Below are 18,768 nucleotides of genomic sequence, written 5' to 3'. Positions count from 1 at the left end.
AGATAAGTTCGGACAATAACTAATTTTTTCAACAACACGTTTTTACTTTTTAGTAACAGATAATTTAATTCTGCAAGGATTTTAACGATTTGACAACGAAAACGCTCAAAACGGTTGATTTGTTTTTTCTTCATCAATGGTTTAAAAAAAGAAAAACAGATGATTTGCTAAAAAAGTGAAAGCGTGACACTATTAAAGTGAAGCATGCATGCGTTACGAGTATCTAACGGAACCTGCATCAACCAGTGACAAGAAATGAGGAGGGATGATCATGGATCTAACGATTCGAGGAAAAGCTTCCTGCACGAATTGCAATGAAAACTTTGATGGGAAGCTGGTCGTTCATTTACAAGAAGACAGCGAGGGGCAATTAACCATGGTACCACCGTTGGAAACGAATGAATTGGCAGAAGATGAAATCGCTATTCATTATGCTTACGGGGAAGTGAAGGAAGCCATCGAAGGAACCTTCGTATGTCCAAACTGTCAGACTGAAAATGAGGTTCGGATTGAAATTCCGACCGAGCTATTAGATGGCTCAATGAATTAAATGAATAATCAAATTGAAAAAGCTCTCTGTTCCTTGAACAGGGAGCTTTCGTTACCTATTGGTCATTGGTTTGTTTTGTACCATCAATGATTTGGACATTGAAGTCTCGTAAGATGTCGAGTCCTTGTGACTCGTGGTTTTTACCAGCGACTAATGTTTTATTGATAGTAAAATCAGCGTCAGGAAAGGCGCTTTGGATCTCGATGGTATTGGAAAGGACACAGATGTTGGTTTCAACACCGGTGATTTCGATTTTCTTTTCTTCTTCAGGTTCAAATAGATTTTTCTTAATGTCGATCAAGACTTCAGGTGGAATACTGTAATAGTATTTCTTGACGACTTTTTCATTTTCGAGAGGCTTAAGTTCTGGGATCAGCTGCAGGGCATCGGCTTCTTCATCAGGTGTTCCTTTGACTTCGATTGGAATGTCGCGGGTGTGTAAGATGTACTCCCCATCCGCCCGTGCTTGTTCTAGGCGCTTGGCGATTCGTTTGACGAGAGCGGCGCCATCTGGCACATACGCTTCGTTCTCTTCATCGAGAATTTGATTTTGCATATCGACAATGACTAGCATGTGGTTACTCCCTTTCTATAAACATCGTTTGTCAAATGGTCTGACGTGAGGTTGAAAAATAGGTGCTATTTCTATGATGCCCCACTTTTTTTATATTTTCAAAGAAAACGCTCTTCTTGTCGAGAAACGGTAAAAACGTTATTTTTTTATTCGAATCACGATGCTTTTTGTTTGCTGAAAAGAAGAAGTAGTGATAGCTTTTAAATAGTACATTAAAAATAAATGAAAGTAGGTTAGGTTAAATGAGAAAGTTATTTTATATGGGGACTTTGCTTTTTTCAGTTGGTGTACTGGCGGCAGGATGCGGCAACAGTGAAACCGCTGATTCCTCGGGGAATGAGTCAGCAGATGGCAAAACGACGTTGGACTTTTGGTCCTTCTGGGGGTCTGGTGCAAGACAAGAAGTAATTGAAGAAATTATTGATGATTTTAATGCGTCACAAGATAAAATCGAGGTCAAATACAGCTACCAGCCTTGGGGCGATATTTGGACAAAATCACTGTCGTCGATCACTGCTGGCAATCCGCCTGATGTTATTGTACAAGATATCAATTCTGTTGCTCAGCGGGCAGAAGCGCAGCAAGCAACGAATTTAAGTGAGTATATCGAAGAGGGCTTTTCTGATGAATTTTATCCGCAATTATGGGATACAGTGGAATACGAAGGGGATGCCTATGCCGTTCCTTTCAATACAGATACGCAAGTGATTTTCTACAATAAGACACTCTTTAAAGAGGCTGGTATCAGTGAAGAGCAACTGCCACAAACGTGGGAGGAGTTAGAAACAGTTGCTCGGAAATTAGATGTCAAAAACGGTGATGACTTTGAGCGGATCGGCTTTTACCCATTGTGGAATTTAGGCGCTGACGTGTGGGCGTTGAATGCCGACGATGGCGTCAGCTGGTTTGACAAGGATGAGAACGTCAAAATCGATACAGACAACAAAGTGGAAGCGTTGGAATGGATCTTAGACTGGCAAGAGTATTATGGTCAAGATACCATCAATCGCTTAGAAGCTGAATTTGGTTCAGGGGTTGCCGATCCATTCATTTCTGGATTAGTGGCGATGCGTGCGCAAAACATCAACTACTACTCAAGTTTAGCGGAAAATGCACCAGATGACTTTGAATTTGGGGTCATTCAAATTCCTGAAAAAGAAAGTGGCTCTGGTCACTGGTCATGGGGCGGCGGGTTCGTCCTAGAAGTGCCATACGGTGCCAAAGATCCTGAAGCGTCCTATGAGTTTATCAAATACTTGTCGACACCAGAAGTTCAAGAGAAATTTGGTGAGAAGAGCTTTGATATCATGGCGAATCGGACAGCCAACGAAAACTTGGTCAACAACGACAATCTAGATGAAAACGGCCAAATGATCTACCAAATGGCGGATGAAAACTTTGCCAATACGGTGATCACGCCTGTGCCATTGACAGCGCCTGACTTCAGCAGTCTTGTCAATGAACAGATCGACCAAATCATGCTAGGTAGCAAAACACCGGCTGAAGGGTTGGCAGATGCGCAAAAAGCGGTGGAAGATCTTGTTGAGCAAAACAAATAAACCTCAAAACGAGCGTTTTTAAAAAAGAAGGAAAGTCCAGTCGGTTAGCGGACTGGGCTTTGCTTTCTGCTTTGCGAAGCGGACATGTTTTCTTGAACAAACAATGAGTAAAAATAGAATGGAGTGGAAGGAATGCCAAAGAAGCGTTCAAAAAGTAAACGGCAAGAAGCTCTTTGGGGCTACTTCTTCGTAGCACCATTTTTGCTTGGGTTCGTGGTGTTTATGTTAGGGCCCATGCTGTTTTCCTTCGTAGGAAGCTTTACCGATTACAATCTGACTTCGAAAATGAATTTTATCGGCTTTAAGAACTTTACCCGCATGTTTACGCAAGATACCCTGTTTTGGAAATCTCTCTATAACACGGCGTATTTTGTACTCTTCAATGTTCCCTTAACCACGTTGTTCAGTGTCTTTCTAGCCACTTTATTGAATCAAAAAATCCGCGGAATCAGTTTTTTCCGAACCACCTTTTACTTGCCAGCGATCCTTTCAGGGGTTGCCGTCTACGTCTTATGGATGCAATTATTATCTCCTTCCGCAGGATTGATCAATACCTTCTTGAGCTGGTTCAATATCAAAGGTCCAGCATGGCTGTTTGATCCCGAATGGACGAAACCAGCGTTGATTTTGATGAAGATTTGGAGTTCGGGGGGCGCGATGCTCTTGTATCTAGCTACCTTGCAAAATATTTCACCGACGCTGTATGAATCGGCTGAGATCGATGGGGCGGGAGTTTGGGCGAAATTCAAAAATATTACGATCCCTTTGATCACGCCAATCATCTTCTATGATGTGATTACTTCAACGATCGGTTCTTTTCAAATTTTCCAAGAAGCATACGTGATGACCAAAAATGGTACCGGCGGTCCTGCAAATTCGCTGCTCTTCTATAATTTGCATATGTGGAACAAAGCCTTCGTCGCCTTTGATATGGGCTATGCGATGGCCATGTCGATGATCTTGTTCTTGATCGTCTTAGTCTTGACCTTTATCAATCTCAAGCTGGCACCACGCTGGGTTCACTATACCGGAGGTGGCAGCTAATGGAAATGACGACAAAAACACGAAGCAAATCAAGCCAACAGCGAGTCAAAAAAATCATCAGCTATGTGGTGATGTCGATCATCGGGATCGTGCTGCTGATTCCGTTGCTGTGGATGGTCTTTACGTCATTGAAACCGATGGAGGAGATCGTGCGCTACCCGCCGACCTTTTTCCCAGAAGAAATCAATCTTGGCAATTATTTGGAGACTATCAACGCCTTTCCATTTTGGCAGTATGCAAAAAATACGTTATTCATTACCGTCTTAGTGGTCTTCGGGAATGTCTTATCAAATTCCTTCATTGCTTATGGGTTTGCAAAATTGGCCTTTCCAGGAAAAAATCTGATCTTTGCCCTCGTCTTGTCTACGATGATGATTCCTGGCTTTGTGACGATGATCCCGCAATATGTTTTGTTTTCCAAAATCGGCTGGGTCGGCACCTATCTGCCGCTGATCGTTCCAGCGTTTTTCGGCAACGCCTTTAACATTTTCTTGATGCGGCAGTTTTACTTGTCCGTCAACAATGAATTGATCGAAGCCGCTAAGATCGATGGCGCCAATCATCTTTATATTTGGAGCCATCTAATGATCCCATTGACGAAACCCGCGCTGATCACGATTGCCATCAACTCCTTCAATGGGGCGTGGAATGATTTCTTAGGACCATTACTGTATATTCAAAACCAAGAAAAGTACACGCTGCAGATTGGCCTGCAAGTCTTCCAAAACCAATCAACGACCCAGTGGAACTACTTGATGGCAGGAGCAACGCTTGTGCTATTGCCGACGATCTTGCTGTTCTTCCTCGCTCAACGCTACTTTATTGAGGGAATGGATCTGACGGGAGGTTCCAAAGGATGAGAACAAAAGTTACCCCGCAACGCTTAAACCAAGCGCTGTTGACTGGCATCAACTGGCTTCCGCATTTACTGGTTTTACAAGGCATGTGGCTGTTGTATTCCTTGCCTTTGATCACGAGTACCACCGCTAGTCGAGCATTGATCGAGACGTTGACGGAACTGCGTAACGATGGCTTGGAGGCAAGCAGCAAAGCTCGTTTTCAGCAAGCATTTCATCAGCAGTGGGCAACAAGAAAAGGGCAAGACCGTTTGCTCAGTCTATTCTTCCTGCTGCTTTTGGCGGACAGCTTTATCTTTAGCCGTTTGCAGCACCCGCTGTTTCAGATCGCTAGTTACGCGTTAGCGTTCACCTTTGGCTTGTTTTGCTTGGTCTTACTTTATCAAACGAGGCTGCTTCACACCTATCCGCAGCAGCCCAGCTCATTGTTTTATAGTTTTTATCAGTTTGCTCGTTCACCCAAACGAGTACTGGCGCATCTTTTAGCAACAGTGACGCTTGTCTTGACCTTTTTGCTGTTTGGCCCAGTCTACTTATTGGTCTTAGGAATCAGCACCTTGTATTTGGTCAATGTCGTGCTCTGTGACCAAGCGCTCAAATAGAAAACAAACGGGTATCCCGAAACTTCCTTAGTGAAAAGCTAAGGAGTTTCGGTTTTTTTGTGAAAAGAAGGTTGACAGGATCAAAAATTATGCCTATGCTGAATGTAAATTTAGTAAACAGTAAACAGATGAGGTGCAGCTATGGCAAGTATGAGAGATATCGCGAAATTAGCCGGGGTGTCGGTAGCAAGTGTTTCTAGAATCCTTAACAATGATGAAACCTTCAGTATCAATGAACACACGCGTCAACGAGTCATTGAGATCGCCAACCAAATGAATTATTCAAAAGAAAAAAATCAACCCCATTCCCGTGAAGTCGGTGACCAAAACACGATTGCCATCATTACCCGCCACGATCGAGAGTCGGAAAGAAACGATCCGTATTTTATGATGATCCGCAATGGGATCGAAAAGGAAGCGGCGAAGTGGCGCTTAAAAACGATTCGGGCCTTTTCCATGCGGGAGCCTCAAAAAGATTTGGCACAATTGGCGAAGTATGGCGCAGTCATTATTATTGGAGAGATGACCAGCGATGCTTTGGCAGAGATCAGTCAGCAAAATGCCAATATTATCCTGGTGGATAATTATAGTGAAGCACCCAGCTACGATTGCATCCAAACCGATTTTGCCCAAAAGACTCACCAGATCCTCACGTTGTTAAAAGAGAAGGGCCATGAGAATATTGCCTTTGTGGGCGGTGTTGCCAGCCGAGTGACGATTTCTGGCGAAGTCGTTTACGATGAACAAGAGATTCGAGCAGAAAATTATCGCCAATGGATGCTGCTCAATAAATTGGAAAAGTTCACAACCGTGCTGCAGGGGAAATGGTCACCAGAGACTGGTTTGCATTTTGGTCAGCAGATCGCGCAAATGAATCCTCGCCCCACAGCGATCGTCGTTGCCAGCGATCCTATGGCTGTCGGGGTTTACAAGGCACTCGCTGAAGCGGGGCTATCGATTCCTAAAGATGTGTCAGTCGTTAGTTTTGATGATATCGAAATGGCGCAATTTATGACGCCCGCACTGTCTTCCGTCAAGATGAAAGCTGAAGAGATGGGGCAGATGAGTGTCGAATTAGCGAAAAATAAAATCCTTGGGGTGCGGACGATGCCTGTTCGCGTCGTTTGTGGCAGTGAATTGATCATTAGAGAATCGATTGCCGAAAAAGATCAGTGACGTCTGATCTTTTTTTATTTTAGGGGTTGTGTAAACATTAACTAAACAACTATACTGATTGTAGTAAACGTTTACAGTTAAAAATAAAGGAGAAAACGAAATGAAGTTTATTGATAAATTAGCCGAAAAGATGGTGCCTTTTGCTCAGATCATTGCCAACAACAAATACTTGTTAAGTCTTCGTGATGGGTTTATGGTCGCTTTTCCTGCAACAATGTTTGCGTCAATTATGATTATTATTCAAAATCTGCCTGCTACTTTCGGACTCTCGGAAAAACTTCCAGAGGGATTCATCACGTTTCTAAACGACTTTTTTGGTCCTATCGGAAATGCGACCATGAGTATCACCGCTATTTTCGTTGTTTTTGGGATCGGCTATCAGTTGGCTGGCAAGTATGGACAAGCCAAATTATTTGCGGGTGCCATCTCACTGTCTTCGTTTTTGATGCTGCTGCCTTTTGGCTCATCCGAAGAGTTAGGTACAGTGATCCCCTTGTCGAAATTAGGGGCTGAGGGAATGTTTGTCGGAATCATCACGGCCATTATCGCTACGCAGATCTATTGCAAAATCAGTGCGGCTGGGCTGACGATCAAAATGCCAGATTCGGTTCCGCCAATGATAGCAGAATCCTTTGTCGCCATCATTCCTGGGGCGGCACCGTTGTTCCTTTTCAATTTGATCCGCTACTTGTTCACCTTTACTTCATGGGGCAATGCCGTTGACTTCGTTTATGAGATTTTGCAAAAACCATTAATGGGCTTAGGCGGTACGTTGCCAGCAGTACTGATCGCCGTCTTGTTCACCCAATTCTTCTGGTGGTTTGGGATTCACGGAACACTAGTGGTCAATGCGGTGATCGATCCAATCATGAATGCGTTAGCGATCGAAAACTATGAAGCTTACAAAGCAGGGGCGGAACAACTGCCCCATATCATTAACACTACGTTTATGGGCGTGTTCGTCAATCAAGGAATGCAGCTGGGGATCTCGATTACGATGGCCTTCTTTATCGCTCGTTCGATTCGGATGAAAAAATTAATGAAGACGGTGATCGCTCCATCTGTTTTCAACGTATCTGAACCGATGACCTTTGGTTTGCCGATCGTCTTGAACCCGATCGCTTTTGTCCCATGGATCTTAGCGCCATTAGCCAGTACGACGATTTCTTACTTTGCGATCGCCGCAGGCTTGGTGCCACGACCAATTGGAGCAACGGTGGTTTGGACGACCCCTGTTTTCTTATCTGGTTGGTTAGGCACGGGTTCTGTTGCCGGCGCAATCTTACAGTTAGTGACGGTTGCCGTAATGACCTTGATTTGGGTGCCATTCTTGATCGTAATGGATCGCGGGTACTTGAAAGAAGAAAAAGCGGAAGCGGCATTAAATGAACAAGCGACATCTGAAACGATCAATCAAAGGGTAGAAGAAAGATAAGCCCAGAAACGGAAAGGAATGCAATAGCGCACCCTTTAGAAAGGAATTTGTGATGAGAACCGATACATTGTCTTGCAGTTATCAAATGAATACCACACCTACGGACTTTTCCCGTGTGTTATTGGCGGAACAAGAGAAATTCTTTCTAGCCAAACAAGCCCAAGAACCGTTCGGGGAAGGCTGCCGTATTGAAACGATGATCCAAACCAAAACCGCCCCGCGGTTGGTACCTGCCGTCATGACGGTCAAAAAAATTGCCGCGGATGAGCTGTGGCTTCGTACGACCCATGAAGAAGGAGTGATCGATCAACGGTACAGTTTTGCACCAGGACGAAAAGGGAAGCTGCAAGTCACGTATTCGGAACAAAGCCGTTTTGAGCAGCAGAAAACAACCTACAGTTTTATGCTGGCGGCGCTGTTTTACAAATTCTTTTTCAATCGCGGCGTCAAAAAACGCTTGCGTTATCTTGAAGCAGCTTGTCAACGAGCAGGGACAAATGAAAAAAATGGGGAAAATTGAGGATAGCAATGATAGAAATTAGGAATGAACAACTCTTTCACTTATACAATGAAAAAATTAGTTATATCATAAATGTGTTACCAAATCAGCAACTGGGTCATGTCTATTTTGGGCCATCTCTAGGCACACTGGCGCCGTTTGATCAAGCGTACCTTGAGAAAAAAGAGAATAAATCGGCAGGAACCGTCAAATTTTTTAAAGCAGACAATCTTTTTACCTTGGCGGACCGTTTTCAAGAATTGCCAACGTATGGGACTTCTGATTTTCGAGAAGGGGCAGTGTCGGTTTTTGAGGAAGAAACCCCTCTTTATGTTGATTTTAAACTTGTGGCTTTTCACTGTTTTGAGGGCAAAGAACGAAAGCTGGCGCAACCAGCCAGCTTTGCTTCTGCCGATGAAAGCCAAAGCATCGTCTTTGAATTAGTAGATCAAGAGCGACAGCTGGAAATGGCGCTCACCTATACGATCTTCAAAGGATCAGGAACCATCACGCGGCAGCAAACACTGACCAATACGGGGAGCAAGCCGAGAACCATCCAGCGCTTTTTGAGTGGTGTCTTGGAGCTGAAAAATCGCGATTTTGAACTGCTGCATCTTTCAGGCGCATGGCTGAAAGAACGGCACATCAAGACGGTCCCTTTGACCCAAGGGACGATCAGTGTCGGCTCGTTAAAAGGAGCGTCTGGTCATCAGCACAATCCTTTTGTCGCCTTAAAAGAACAGCAAGCCACCAATGACACTGGTCACGTCTATGGTGCCAACCTGATTTATTCGGGCAACTTTTTGGCGCAAGCGGAAATGGATGAATGGGACAACGTTCGATTGATGTTGGGGATACATCCTGAGCATTTCAGCTGGCAGCTTTCACAAGGAGAAACTTTTGAAGCCCCAGAATGCCTCTTCACCTTCACCGCTGCTGGTCTGAATGGCTTGAGTCAAGAATCCGCCCAATTTATCGAAAAGCATGTGATTGCCCCTTATTGGCAAAAGCGGCAGCGGCCGATCGTCTTTAATAATTGGGAAGCGACTTATTTTGATTTTAATGAAGAAAAGCTGTTGACCTTAGCCCAAGAAAGCAAGGCGTTAGGGATGGAGTGCTTTGTGCTTGACGATGGTTGGTTTGGAAAACGCAACGACGACCGCAGTTCATTAGGCGATTGGGTGGCGGACCCTGCCAAATTTCCAAAAGGAATCGGGTCTTTTGCTGAGAAAATTCATGCCATGCAGCTGCAACTGGGGATTTGGTTTGAACCAGAAATGGTTTCGCCAGATAGTCAGTTGTACCAAGAGCATCCTGAGTGGGTAGTCAAGCATCCTTATGAGCGGATCTCTGTGGGGCGCGGACAATACGTGTTGGATTTTGCCAATCCAGCAGTGGTCGAGGCGATTTTCGAAGCGATGCAAAAAGTGATCCTTGAAACCAAGCTAGATTACATCAAATGGGATATGAACCGCAATATCACTGAAGCTTACTCTCCCTATTTAGCGGAACAGGGAATTTCTCAGACGGAGTTTTATCATCGCTACATTTTAGGTCTTTATCGCTTATATGAAAAAATCTTAGCTGCGTTTCCGACCCTTTTGATCGAAGGCTGTGCTGGCGGCGGGGGCAGATACGATTTAGGGATCTTATTTTACAGTCCGCAGATTTGGCCTAGTGATGATAGTGATGCAGTGGAACGTTTAGCCATCCAAAGCGGAACGTTGTTAGGGTATCCTTTGTCCTCCTTCAGCAATCACGTGTCGGCGGCACCAAACCACCAAGTCGGCCGGGCAACGTCTTTAGCCTTTCGGCAAACCGTCGCAATGTTTGGGCCTTTGGGGTATGAACTCGATCTCTTTCACTTGTCTGAAACCGAAAAGCAGGCGATCAAATCCCAAATCGTCTTTTATAAAAAACAGCGGCAATTGCTGACCTTTGGCACTTTTTACCAGCTGCAGCAGTTGGACCATGCCAATGAAACGACTTGGGCAGTGTATGACCCACAAAACGAAGAAGCATTGATTGCTTTCTTTCGCGTGCTGGCACAAGCCAATCCGACGGCGGAAGACTTTTTGCCCGCAGCCTTTCTTAATGCCCAACAGGTGTATCAGGTCAATGGCGAAACTGTCTCTGGTCAGCTGTTAAGGCAATTAGGGTTGCGTAAACCCTATCAGTTTAATGCCGTCAACCATGGAACAGCGCAAGTCACTGGCGATTTTCAATCATTTGTCTACCAGTTACAAGCCAAAAAAGGAGTAGAATGATGAGCAATCAATTGTTTGATCAGCAGTTTATGCATGGCGGGGATTACAACCCCGATCAATGGCTGGCTTATCCAGAAATCTTGCAAAAGGATCTTGCCCACATGCAGCAAGCCCATGTCAACACCGTCACATTAGGGGTGTTTGCTTGGAGTGCCTTAGAGCCGCAAGAAGGCGTTTATCAGTTTGACTGGTTGGATCGAGTGTTTGATCAGATCCATGGCATCGGCGGCAAAGTCATTTTGGCCACTCCTAGCGGTGGGCGGCCTCAATGGCTAAGCCAAAAGTATCCTGAAGTCAATCGGACCAACGCCCAAGGGCAAAAACATACCCATGGGTTTCGCCACAATCACTGTTACTCTTCACCGATCTATCGGGAAAAGGTGACGCAAATCAATCAGCAGTTGGCAAAACGTTACGGCAAGCATCCGGCATTAGCCATGTGGCATATCTCCAATGAGTACTCTGGGGAATGCTTTTGCTCCTATTGTCAGGAAAACTGGCGCAGCTGGCTGCAAAAAAAATATGGTGATTTAGCCACGTTGAATCATGCCTGGTGGACTTCTTTTTGGGGCGGTACTTACTCCGATTGGTCGCAGGTTTTACCGCCTTCACCTTTAGGGGAACACAAAGTGCATGGCATGGATCTTGATTGGAAACGATTTGTCACAGATAGGACGATCGATTTTTATTTGCATGAATGTGCGCCGATCCGTCAGCTGACACCGGACATTCCTGTGACGACGAATTTTATGGCGGAAGGACATGCTACCCAAGATTTTATTCCTTTAGAAGGCATTGACTACAGCAAGTTCGCTCGTCATGTGGACATCGTTAGCTGGGATAGTTACCCTGATTGGAACAACAACTTTGAATCCTTGGCAGCGACAGCGATGAAATCCGCCTATGTACATGATCAATACTGGTCATTGAAGAAACAGCCCTTTTTAGTGATGGAATGCACGCCGAGTTTTGTTAACTGGCATTCCTTTAATAAAGCGAAAAAGCCTGGTGTCCATCAGTTGAGTGCCATGCAGCAGATCGCTCACGGCTCAGATAGTACCTTGTATTTTCAATGGCGCCAATCCCGCGGCAATTCAGAAAAATTCCATGGGGCAGTCGTGGGACATGATGATTCCACGGAGAATCGGGTCTTCAAAGAAGTTGCGGCTTACGGCAAGCGCTTGGAAAAAATCAAAGAGATTCAAGGAACCACAAGAAAAAAAGCAGTGGCGATCCTTTTTGATTGGGAAAGCAACTGGGCATTGAAGCGAGGCGGTGGGTTTGGTCGACCAACCAGACGGTATCCGCAAACGTTGCAGGAGCATTATCGTTATTTCTGGGAACAAGACATCGCTGTCGATATTTTGACGCCAGAGCAAGATTTTTCTGACTATCAGTTGGTGATCGCTCCAATGCTTTACTTGATGACATCAGAGACGATGGCAAAACTTTGCCAGTATACACAAGCCGGTGGTACCTTGATTTCCAGTTACTTTAGCGGCATGGTCAATGAAACCGACTTGTTGTATCTGGGGGGCTTGCCACAGCCGTTGCGAGCATTATTAGGCATCAACGTGCTGGAGCTGGAAACTCTTTTTGACACTGAACACAATCAGTTGGTTTTTCAAGGACAGCCCTTTGAAACACGGGACTATTCTGCAATCATCGAAGCCGAAACAGCGGAGGTACTAGGGGAGTATCAAGCGGATTTTTACCAAGGAACACCTGCGATCACCAAACATACCTTTGGTGCCGGCACCGCCTACTATCTGGCGGCTCGCACCAACTATGACTTTTTCGAACAGTTTTATGCCTCTTTGGTCCGTGAGCTGTCCTTGGCAGAGGAAAGGATCGCGCATGCCAATCCTGCAGTCTCGATCCAAGGCAGGATCAGTCCAGAACGAACGTACTTTTTCATCATGAATTTTTCTGAGAAAGAGCAGACACTACACTTGATCAAAGAAGTCGTTGATTTAGAGACCAATCAAGCAGTCCCTCAAACAGCAACCTTGGCGCCGTATGAAGTGCGAGTGGTTTATTTTAACAATTAGCTGACCATCAAAAAAACGTCCCTTTCGATAAATGCAGAAAGGGACGTTTTTTTGATGAATGGTTTATCAGAAATCATTCTGGATCGGATGCTTGGTGCTTTTTCATCCATTGAGGCAATGCGGCACTGATTTGTGTCGGCAAAACGACATAGTGCTCTTTTGCCAATGCTTCGCCAATCAGGCTATGGAGATAGACAGCCGCTTGGATCGTTTCCTCTGTTTTTTCAAACTGTGCCAAAAAGCTGGTGATCATGCCTGCCAGTGTATCCCCCATGCCGCCGGTCGCCATTGCGGGTGTTCCGAGGGGGTTTTGGGCGATGCTGCTGCCGTAAATTTGTGTGCGATGGCTTTTTAAGACTACCAGACTTCCGAGTTTTTGTTGGGCTTGCTGGTTGTTTTCTTCTGTCTGGTCGGCAATTGCCAGTCCGCTGAGCCGTTGCCATTCCATCTGATGCGGCGTGAAGACGACTTGTTCAGGAAAGGGGATGATCAGCGGATATTTGGCAGCCAAATTGATCGCCGAACCATCGATCACCAACCATTGGTGTTCTTTTTGGGCAGAAACGATCCGCTGCAGCAGATCAAAATTGCTTTTTCCTTCGCCTAATCCAGGACCAATCAGTAGGACGTCTGCCGATTCGGTGACCGTATCGATCAGTTCTGTTTGCTGCCAATCGACAAACATCGCTTCAGGCAAGCGGGCGTGCAGGGCGGTTCGGTTGACGCCATCGGAGATCACGGTGGTCAAACCAGTTCCCCCATACACACAGGCTTGCGCAGCCATTAAGATCGCCCCACCGAATTGGCGGTTGCCCCCTACTAAAACGGCTCGGCCAAAAGTGCCTTTGTGGCTTTTTGTCGGGCGCTGTTGGATCACTTTGGATAAAATTGCAGAATCAAGTTGCTCCATGCAATGACTCCTTTCGTTAATCAAAATCGAGTTATATTTATTATACCTGTTTCCTAGAAATTTCATAGAAAAGACCCATGGAAAAAGGCGCAATTTTTTTTCCTTTTTTGGTTTAAGAGTGTTATCATAAATAGCGAGAACAGAAATGGAGGGAACACTATGACAATCGATTGGAAAAAAGAGGTCGAAGCCCGCAAAGACGATTTGCTGAACGACTTGATTGATCTATTGAAAGTGAAAAGTGAAAGAGAAGATGATAAAGCGACTGCGGACGCGCCATTTGGTCCTGGACCTCGTGATGCGTTGCTACACATGCTAGCTTATGGCGAACGTGATGGCTTCACAGTCAAAAACGTCGATAACTACGCTGGTCATATCGAATTTGGTGAAGGAGACGAAACATTAGGGATCTTCGGCCACATGGATGTTGTTCCTGCAGGTGACGGCTGGTCAACCGATCCTTATGATCCAGTCATCAATGACAACAAAATCTATGCTCGTGGTTCTTCTGATGATAAAGGTCCTTCAATGGCTGCCTATTATGGGATGAAGATCATCAAAGAATTGGGCTTGCCATTATCGAAAAAAATCCGTTTTGTCGTTGGTTCTGATGAAGAAAGCGGCTGGGCAGATATGGATTACTACTTTGAGCATGAAGAAAAGCCTGATTTTGGCTTCTCACCAGATGCCAATTTCCCAATCATTAATGGAGAAAAAGGAAATGTGACATTAGGGATCCATTTCCAAGGCAACAATGAAGGAGACTTCACGCTGCAAAGCTTTACTGCTGGCTTGCGAGAAAATATGGTACCAGGAACGGCAACAGCAAGCTTCATTGTTCCATCAACAGAAGAAGCATTAGCGATCGAAAAAGCCTTTTTCGATTACGTTGAAGCCAATCCAGTGACGGGGACGATTGAAACAGAAAATGAACAAGTGACGATCGAATTAGTCGGTAAAGGTGCTCATGGTGCCAGCCCACAATCAGGAATCAATGCGGGGACTTTCTTAGCAGTCTTCTTAGATAACTATGCCTTTGGCGGCGGCGCAAAACAATTCATCCATGCAGCAGCAGCCTATGTCCATGAAGATTTCTACGGTGAAAAATTAGGTGTGGCGTACGAAGACGAAAAAATGGGTAAATTGACAATGAATGCTGGCTTGTTTGCTTTCAAAGCGAACCAAGCAGGAACACAAGCAGACAACTTTATCGCATTGAACTTCCGTTATCCTAAAGGCGTAACTGCGGAAGGACTTGAAATCGGTGTGGAACGCACCGTCGGTATGGAAGGGGCAACCGTTACCCGCAATGACCGCAACATGGAACCTCACTACGTACCAGCAGATGATCCATTGGTAGAAACTTTATTGGCGGTTTATGAAGAACATACCGGCGAAAAAGGCTTCGAACAAATCATCGGCGGCGGCACATACGGTCGTCTATTGAAACGCGGCGTTGCTTATGGCGCAATGTTCCCTGGCTATGTCGACACCATGCACCAAGCCAATGAATTCATGAGCTTGGATGACCTATTCAACGCAGCGGTGATCTATGCAGATGCTATCTACCGTTTGGCGAAATAAAGAGAGATTAATTGGGTCTTTTCACTCGCTAAATAAATACAATTGAACGTTTCGTGCGGCATTCTCGTATCTTTTTCATGTGAGAGAATGCCGCACTTTTTTAGTATGGAACAGGGGGATGAGGTGTAGAAGCAATTAGTCTTTACATTTTTTCTTTAGGATTGCGTCAGTGAGGATTTCTGAAAAATCTAAATGCATAGTTCGTCCTAGTTTATCCGCCCATTGAGGAATCGCCAGTTTTTTCTCGACGAAGGTTTGATTCTCTAAATATTCTGAAACATCAACAAGGACCATCGATAGAAATGATTTTTCTTTGTCGTAATCGAATTCAAAATCTAAATCGTCTATAAACGGATTATTCGCTTCCAGTGATAAACAATTAATGGGGGTAGAGAGCGGAATCTCCCGATTATTTTCAATACAATCTGCCAAAACGATTCCGAGCCAATCGGATGCCATGAATAAAGCATCGGCGATGTCTAAGCCTTGAGTGCCGACTTGCTCAGGAAAATCAGGAAAAGAAATAAAATACTTCACTTCGCTTTCGTCTGTATCGGTGTAATAAAACAATGCAGGGTAACTTGCTAACATAGTGTACAACTCCTTTTTCGCGATTCTCTACAGATCTGATTGCAATGGTAGCGCTCTTATTTTTCACTAGTACCTAGTAGTCTTAAGCAAGAGTTGTTGCTTTTTTTATTGTACCAGTGTCATAAATACTGAACAATAGGCAATATTTTTTAAGAGGAGAGTATCAATTCAGAAATTCTGATGATTGAAAGAACATCATCTTTTGTGGTAATTTAAAAATCTTTGTGTCTATTATTAATGAAAATGTTATATTTTGTTATTGACATCAAATCATCCGAATGATTTACTTTTTGTAAGGAGTTGAAAAGTGATGCCTGATTTAGTGAAATTCATTTTGGTTATTCTGGCGATTTGGGTGGTTTATCAAGTATTTACGACGATTTTATTTACCCTTTCCCAAAAAGCAGTTGCCAAACGAATCAAAAGCGGGAAGATGTCTGATCAGCAGTTGGCGAATTTGTACCACGCTGTAGCACGAGCAAATCAAGGAAGCAATTTCCAAGCGATTTTCTCTTATGGGCTCTTTTACCGCAGCCATGCAAAGCAAAGTGATGCGGTCTATGAACTGTATCGCGCAGAAATGGCGAAAAGAAATCTGCTGTAACCAACTGTGAAGCAGCTGCTTTCGAGAATATTGCTCGAAGTAAAAAAGCCTAGGTCCTGCACAACAAGTGCAGAACCTAGGCTTTTTTGGTATTTACTGGGCAGCAAGCTGTGACAGATAAACACAGCTCCTTGCTGCAGCTATTTCTTGTCTTTGCTGCTTTTTTGATCCATGCCCGCACCGATCGCTACACCTAGTGCGATGCCTAAACCCATGCCTAATGCTAGATTGTCAAAAAACAGCAGCCCAAACGCAGCACCTAATGCCATTCCGACACCGATCCCCAGTCCCATATTGTTAGAAGCGGCTTCCTTTTCTTCAGACGTTTGCGGCGGTTTTTTCGTCATTGTGAAAAACCCCTTTCTTTTTAGTATAGAGGGGTTTCGTTTGGATGACAAATATTCGAACTGCTGCTCAGTGATATGCATCAGGAGAGTGTAGCCGCTAAGTATAGCAAACGGGTTGAACCATTGGTCTATCTTCCGCCGGGCAAATAGTTACGCTCGGGGTTGTAGCGGCGAATGATCTTATTTTCAGCGAGTACGTGCTCATAATAATAAACAGGCGCATCCTTAGTCTCTAGTCGAAAAACAAAGACGAGCGGAACCTTTAAGACGGAATAGCGCGCGGGGATCGCAATATACGATTTTTGATTGCGCTCCATCGTCAGTGCGAATTCATCAAACAAAAGCGCCACTGGTGTGGGAAAGTTTACCAATTCATAATAGTGTTTTTCAAATGCATAGGTTTCTTGTTTTGCATAAGCGATTTTTGCAGCTGGCATACACATTCACCTCACTTGAATTATACGAACGTTTGTTCTGTTTGTAAAGTGAAAAATTACCAAGCGAGGAAAAAGGAGGCGTTCTCTATGAAAAAGATGTTATGCTAACAAGAAATTTGCTACACTAGAGAAAAGAAGGAATCAAAAGGAGCAGATACCATGGATTACGAACGTTTCGCACGATTACAGGCACGCTTTGCCGATGAAAAACTGCTGACCAAAGAAGGGGTCTATCGGTTGCGTTTGTCAGGGAAGGCGCAGTTCGAACTAGCCTTTATCAAAACCGGACCCTGTGGCGAGTCTGTCTACCAGCCGCTGATCAAGGGCACTTTTGCTGAAAAAGAAGCAATCCCTACCTATTTGCTGGATCTTGCGGCGCAGCCTATGACGCAAATCAGTCAGCGAAGCTCCGAAAATGAAGCAGTGTTAGATAAAGCGTTAGTAGCATTAATGGAAAAATGTGAGCAGGCAGTTGCCGTCAACGAAGCCGCACAAGAAGCCGCACGTTAATTAGCATGACAAAGATACAAGAGCCGCCTGAACCTGATTTTTTACACTAAGCAAAAAACGATCCTGACAAGATTCCTTGCCAAAGATCGTTTTTTATTTTCCCGTGGTAATTAGTGTCCTCATTCGCCGAAGTGGTCTGAGAAGCCTTGTTGTTTCATAAAGGCCGCGACATCTGGACGTCGCGGTTCACGGAAAAATTCCGTCATTTTCGTTTGCCAATTGGTTTGCTGTTGATTGCTGCTGCGCTGTGCATAATAGGCTTCTGTCGTTTGATTGTACTGGGCTGTTTGCTCCTGCGTCAGCGGTTGATACTGATCGACACTTACGATCGCTTCTTGGGGCAAGCGGACTTTCGGCTCATTTCTGTGTTGCGGATAGCCGATCGTTAAACCGAATAACGGAAACGTCAATTTTGGTAAGCCGACAAGTTCTGCGATACGAGGCAAATCATTGCGGATGCCGCCGATGTAACAAATTCCTAAGTCTTGCGCTTCAGCGTAAGCTACCATGTTTTGGGCAGCGATGGTCGTATCAACGACAGACACAATAAATGGTTCCATCGTGGTTAAGTGGGTATCAGGCACCCCTGCTTGGGTCAGCAGCTGCTGGTGTTTATGTAAGTCGGCGACAAAAAGATAGAAGACGCCCGTTCGAGTGATGTAATTTGGGGCACCGGCAATTTCTTCGATGGCAGCCAGTTTTTCAGGATCACTGACCTCAATGATCGAATAGGCTTGAACAAAGTTCGAACTGGAACCGCTCTGGGCAACCGTTACTAATTTTTGCTTGAGTTCCTTTGATAGTGGCCGGGGTTGAAAATCTCGGACAGAGCTATGGCGGGTAAAAGTATCAAAAAGATCCATCGTTTTTCCTCCTGTAACGTACAAATTTCTTTCTTCCTTAGTGTAACAGAAAAAAAGGAATGGGAACAAAAAGAATGTTTTCAAAAAATTTTCAAATTGATGTTTTATAGTTGCCAAGCACAAAAGTTTCCGTTATGATAATGATACATTCTTATTATTATTCCTTAGGGGAGTAACCGGTGGCGCAAGCTGCGATAATATCAACAGTAAGTAAGCTGGCGACAGCTTTCTGGTATTATTTGAAATGGTGAGACCTAAGACAAGCGTATACTTGTCTTAGGTCTCTTTTTTTCTAGCAGAGTGCCTAA

The 18,768-nt window shown here is 44.6% G+C and carries 19 protein-coding genes; 13 read left to right on the top strand and 6 right to left on the bottom strand.

All coding sequences use genetic code 11. The annotated features are described in order from the left end of the window. Positions 1 to 265 precede the first annotated feature (265 nt). Positions 266 to 550, top strand: coding sequence for a hypothetical protein (locus CO692_RS02545; RefSeq protein ID WP_026008050.1), 285 nt, complete (start codon positions 266 to 268; stop codon positions 548 to 550). 55 nt (positions 551 to 605) lie between these two features. On the opposite strand, the gene CO692_RS02540 is transcribed toward CO692_RS02545, so the two are convergent. Continuing rightward, a complete protein-coding gene (locus tag CO692_RS02540) occupies positions 606 to 1,124 on the bottom strand; it encodes an isochorismatase family protein (protein ID WP_010747758.1) in 519 nt (172 codons plus the stop codon). A gap of 242 nt (positions 1,125 to 1,366) precedes the next feature. Here CO692_RS02540 and CO692_RS02535 point away from each other — a divergent pair, with 242 nt between their 5' ends. The 9 genes from CO692_RS02535 (at position 1,367) to CO692_RS02495 (ending at position 12,614) form a co-directional block, all read left to right on the top strand. Continuing rightward, positions 1,367 to 2,683 carry an ABC transporter substrate-binding protein gene (locus tag CO692_RS02535; RefSeq protein WP_008379010.1) on the top strand — a complete coding sequence of 439 codons (1,317 nt, stop codon included), beginning with the start codon at positions 1,367 to 1,369 and terminating at the stop codon, positions 2,681 to 2,683. Positions 2,684 to 2,815: 132 nt separating this feature from the next. Beyond that, positions 2,816 to 3,727: a carbohydrate ABC transporter permease gene (locus CO692_RS02530; RefSeq protein ID WP_005234717.1), complete on the top strand. Its 912-nt coding sequence runs from the start codon at positions 2,816 to 2,818 to the stop codon at positions 3,725 to 3,727. Then, positions 3,727 to 4,587, top strand: coding sequence for a carbohydrate ABC transporter permease (locus CO692_RS02525; protein WP_005225484.1), 861 nt, complete (start codon positions 3,727 to 3,729; stop codon positions 4,585 to 4,587). The genes CO692_RS02530 and CO692_RS02525 overlap by 1 nt, the downstream gene beginning before the upstream one ends. Next, the gene (locus CO692_RS02520; RefSeq protein WP_081116575.1) at positions 4,584 to 5,186 is read left to right on the top strand and encodes a hypothetical protein; all 603 of its coding nucleotides are present in this window, start codon (positions 4,584 to 4,586) and stop codon (positions 5,184 to 5,186) included. The genes CO692_RS02525 and CO692_RS02520 overlap by 4 nt, the downstream gene beginning before the upstream one ends. 141 nt (positions 5,187 to 5,327) lie before the next feature. Continuing rightward, positions 5,328 to 6,362, top strand: a complete 1,035-nt coding sequence (locus tag CO692_RS02515; RefSeq protein ID WP_016621049.1) for a LacI family DNA-binding transcriptional regulator — start codon at positions 5,328 to 5,330, stop codon at positions 6,360 to 6,362. 100 nt (positions 6,363 to 6,462) lie between these two features. Further along, positions 6,463 to 7,797, top strand: a complete 1,335-nt coding sequence (locus CO692_RS02510) for a PTS sugar transporter subunit IIC (RefSeq protein ID WP_015509292.1) — start codon at positions 6,463 to 6,465, stop codon at positions 7,795 to 7,797. Between the two features lie 52 nt (positions 7,798 to 7,849). Then, positions 7,850 to 8,317: a hypothetical protein gene (locus CO692_RS02505; RefSeq protein ID WP_010747761.1), complete on the top strand. Its 468-nt coding sequence runs from the start codon at positions 7,850 to 7,852 to the stop codon at positions 8,315 to 8,317. 8 nt (positions 8,318 to 8,325) lie between these two features. Further along, positions 8,326 to 10,563 (top strand): alpha-galactosidase, encoded by a 2,238-nt coding sequence (locus CO692_RS02500; protein ID WP_096741446.1) that lies wholly within the window; start codon positions 8,326 to 8,328, stop codon positions 10,561 to 10,563. Next, positions 10,560 to 12,614 (top strand): beta-galactosidase, encoded by a 2,055-nt coding sequence (locus CO692_RS02495; protein WP_096741445.1) that lies wholly within the window; start codon positions 10,560 to 10,562, stop codon positions 12,612 to 12,614. Before CO692_RS02500 ends, CO692_RS02495 begins: the two co-directional genes overlap by 4 nt. Before the next feature lie 73 nt (positions 12,615 to 12,687). Here the strand turns inward: CO692_RS02495 and CO692_RS02490 are convergent, their stop codons facing one another. Next, positions 12,688 to 13,524 (bottom strand): NAD(P)H-hydrate dehydratase, encoded by an 837-nt coding sequence (locus CO692_RS02490; RefSeq protein ID WP_081116578.1) that lies wholly within the window; start codon positions 13,522 to 13,524, stop codon positions 12,688 to 12,690. Between the two features lie 159 nt (positions 13,525 to 13,683). Between CO692_RS02490 and pepV the strand changes: the two genes are divergently transcribed. Beyond that, positions 13,684 to 15,108 (top strand): dipeptidase PepV, encoded by a 1,425-nt coding sequence (pepV, locus tag CO692_RS02485; protein WP_096741444.1) that lies wholly within the window; start codon positions 13,684 to 13,686, stop codon positions 15,106 to 15,108. A gap of 135 nt (positions 15,109 to 15,243) precedes the next feature. On the opposite strand, the gene CO692_RS02480 is transcribed toward pepV, so the two are convergent. Further along, on the bottom strand, positions 15,244 to 15,699 hold the full coding sequence (locus CO692_RS02480) for a type II toxin-antitoxin system HicB family antitoxin (RefSeq protein WP_081116579.1): 456 nt from the start codon (positions 15,697 to 15,699) through the stop codon (positions 15,244 to 15,246). 310 nt (positions 15,700 to 16,009) lie between these two features. Here CO692_RS02480 and CO692_RS02475 point away from each other — a divergent pair, with 310 nt between their 5' ends. Beyond that, positions 16,010 to 16,303 carry a hypothetical protein gene (locus tag CO692_RS02475; RefSeq protein WP_005234725.1) on the top strand — a complete coding sequence of 98 codons (294 nt, stop codon included), beginning with the start codon at positions 16,010 to 16,012 and terminating at the stop codon, positions 16,301 to 16,303. A 140-nt stretch (positions 16,304 to 16,443) separates the two neighbouring features. Here the strand turns inward: CO692_RS02475 and CO692_RS02470 are convergent, their stop codons facing one another. Together CO692_RS02470 and CO692_RS02465 are read right to left on the bottom strand one after the other, a co-directional pair. Continuing rightward, positions 16,444 to 16,650 (bottom strand): hypothetical protein, encoded by a 207-nt coding sequence (locus CO692_RS02470; protein ID WP_034857684.1) that lies wholly within the window; start codon positions 16,648 to 16,650, stop codon positions 16,444 to 16,446. A gap of 128 nt (positions 16,651 to 16,778) precedes the next feature. Then, positions 16,779 to 17,087, bottom strand: a complete 309-nt coding sequence (locus CO692_RS02465; protein WP_008378984.1) for a DUF5960 family protein — start codon at positions 17,085 to 17,087, stop codon at positions 16,779 to 16,781. Positions 17,088 to 17,246: 159 nt separating this feature from the next. Between CO692_RS02465 and CO692_RS02460 the strand changes: the two genes are divergently transcribed. Then, complete coding sequence (locus CO692_RS02460) at positions 17,247 to 17,597, top strand: hypothetical protein (RefSeq protein ID WP_081116580.1); 351 nt, start codon at positions 17,247 to 17,249, stop codon at positions 17,595 to 17,597. Positions 17,598 to 17,716: 119 nt separating this feature from the next. Here CO692_RS02460 and CO692_RS02455 read toward each other — a convergent pair whose 3' ends face one another. After that, positions 17,717 to 18,460, bottom strand: a complete 744-nt coding sequence (locus tag CO692_RS02455; RefSeq protein WP_005225498.1) for an NADPH-dependent oxidoreductase — start codon at positions 18,458 to 18,460, stop codon at positions 17,717 to 17,719. Positions 18,461 to 18,768 lie beyond the last annotated feature (308 nt).

The organism is Enterococcus sp. FDAARGOS_375, from assembly GCF_002393265.1.
Taxonomy (GTDB): domain Bacteria; phylum Bacillota; class Bacilli; order Lactobacillales; family Enterococcaceae; genus Enterococcus_D; species Enterococcus_D innesii.
The sequence above is the reverse complement of the archived record's forward strand: the minus strand, read 5'-3'. Positions and strand labels throughout refer to the sequence as shown.

Coding starts and splice junctions, on each gene's coding strand:
- CO692_RS02545 (WP_026008050.1), top strand. CDS start 266: ATGATCATGGATCTAACGATTCGAGGAAAAGCTTCCTGCACGAATTGC.
- CO692_RS02540 (WP_010747758.1), bottom strand. CDS start 1,124: ATGCTAGTCATTGTCGATATGCAAAATCAAATTCTCGATGAAGAGAAC.
- CO692_RS02535 (WP_008379010.1), top strand. CDS start 1,367: ATGAGAAAGTTATTTTATATGGGGACTTTGCTTTTTTCAGTTGGTGTA.
- CO692_RS02530 (WP_005234717.1), top strand. CDS start 2,816: ATGCCAAAGAAGCGTTCAAAAAGTAAACGGCAAGAAGCTCTTTGGGGC.
- CO692_RS02525 (WP_005225484.1), top strand. CDS start 3,727: ATGGAAATGACGACAAAAACACGAAGCAAATCAAGCCAACAGCGAGTC.
- CO692_RS02520 (WP_081116575.1), top strand. CDS start 4,584: ATGAGAACAAAAGTTACCCCGCAACGCTTAAACCAAGCGCTGTTGACT.
- CO692_RS02515 (WP_016621049.1), top strand. CDS start 5,328: ATGGCAAGTATGAGAGATATCGCGAAATTAGCCGGGGTGTCGGTAGCA.
- CO692_RS02510 (WP_015509292.1), top strand. CDS start 6,463: ATGAAGTTTATTGATAAATTAGCCGAAAAGATGGTGCCTTTTGCTCAG.
- CO692_RS02505 (WP_010747761.1), top strand. CDS start 7,850: ATGAGAACCGATACATTGTCTTGCAGTTATCAAATGAATACCACACCT.
- CO692_RS02500 (WP_096741446.1), top strand. CDS start 8,326: ATGATAGAAATTAGGAATGAACAACTCTTTCACTTATACAATGAAAAA.
- CO692_RS02495 (WP_096741445.1), top strand. CDS start 10,560: ATGATGAGCAATCAATTGTTTGATCAGCAGTTTATGCATGGCGGGGAT.
- CO692_RS02490 (WP_081116578.1), bottom strand. CDS start 13,524: ATGGAGCAACTTGATTCTGCAATTTTATCCAAAGTGATCCAACAGCGC.
- pepV (WP_096741444.1), top strand. CDS start 13,684: ATGACAATCGATTGGAAAAAAGAGGTCGAAGCCCGCAAAGACGATTTG.
- CO692_RS02480 (WP_081116579.1), bottom strand. CDS start 15,699: ATGTTAGCAAGTTACCCTGCATTGTTTTATTACACCGATACAGACGAA.
- CO692_RS02475 (WP_005234725.1), top strand. CDS start 16,010: ATGCCTGATTTAGTGAAATTCATTTTGGTTATTCTGGCGATTTGGGTG.
- CO692_RS02470 (WP_034857684.1), bottom strand. CDS start 16,650: ATGACGAAAAAACCGCCGCAAACGTCTGAAGAAAAGGAAGCCGCTTCT.
- CO692_RS02465 (WP_008378984.1), bottom strand. CDS start 17,087: ATGCCAGCTGCAAAAATCGCTTATGCAAAACAAGAAACCTATGCATTT.
- CO692_RS02460 (WP_081116580.1), top strand. CDS start 17,247: ATGGATTACGAACGTTTCGCACGATTACAGGCACGCTTTGCCGATGAA.
- CO692_RS02455 (WP_005225498.1), bottom strand. CDS start 18,460: ATGGATCTTTTTGATACTTTTACCCGCCATAGCTCTGTCCGAGATTTT.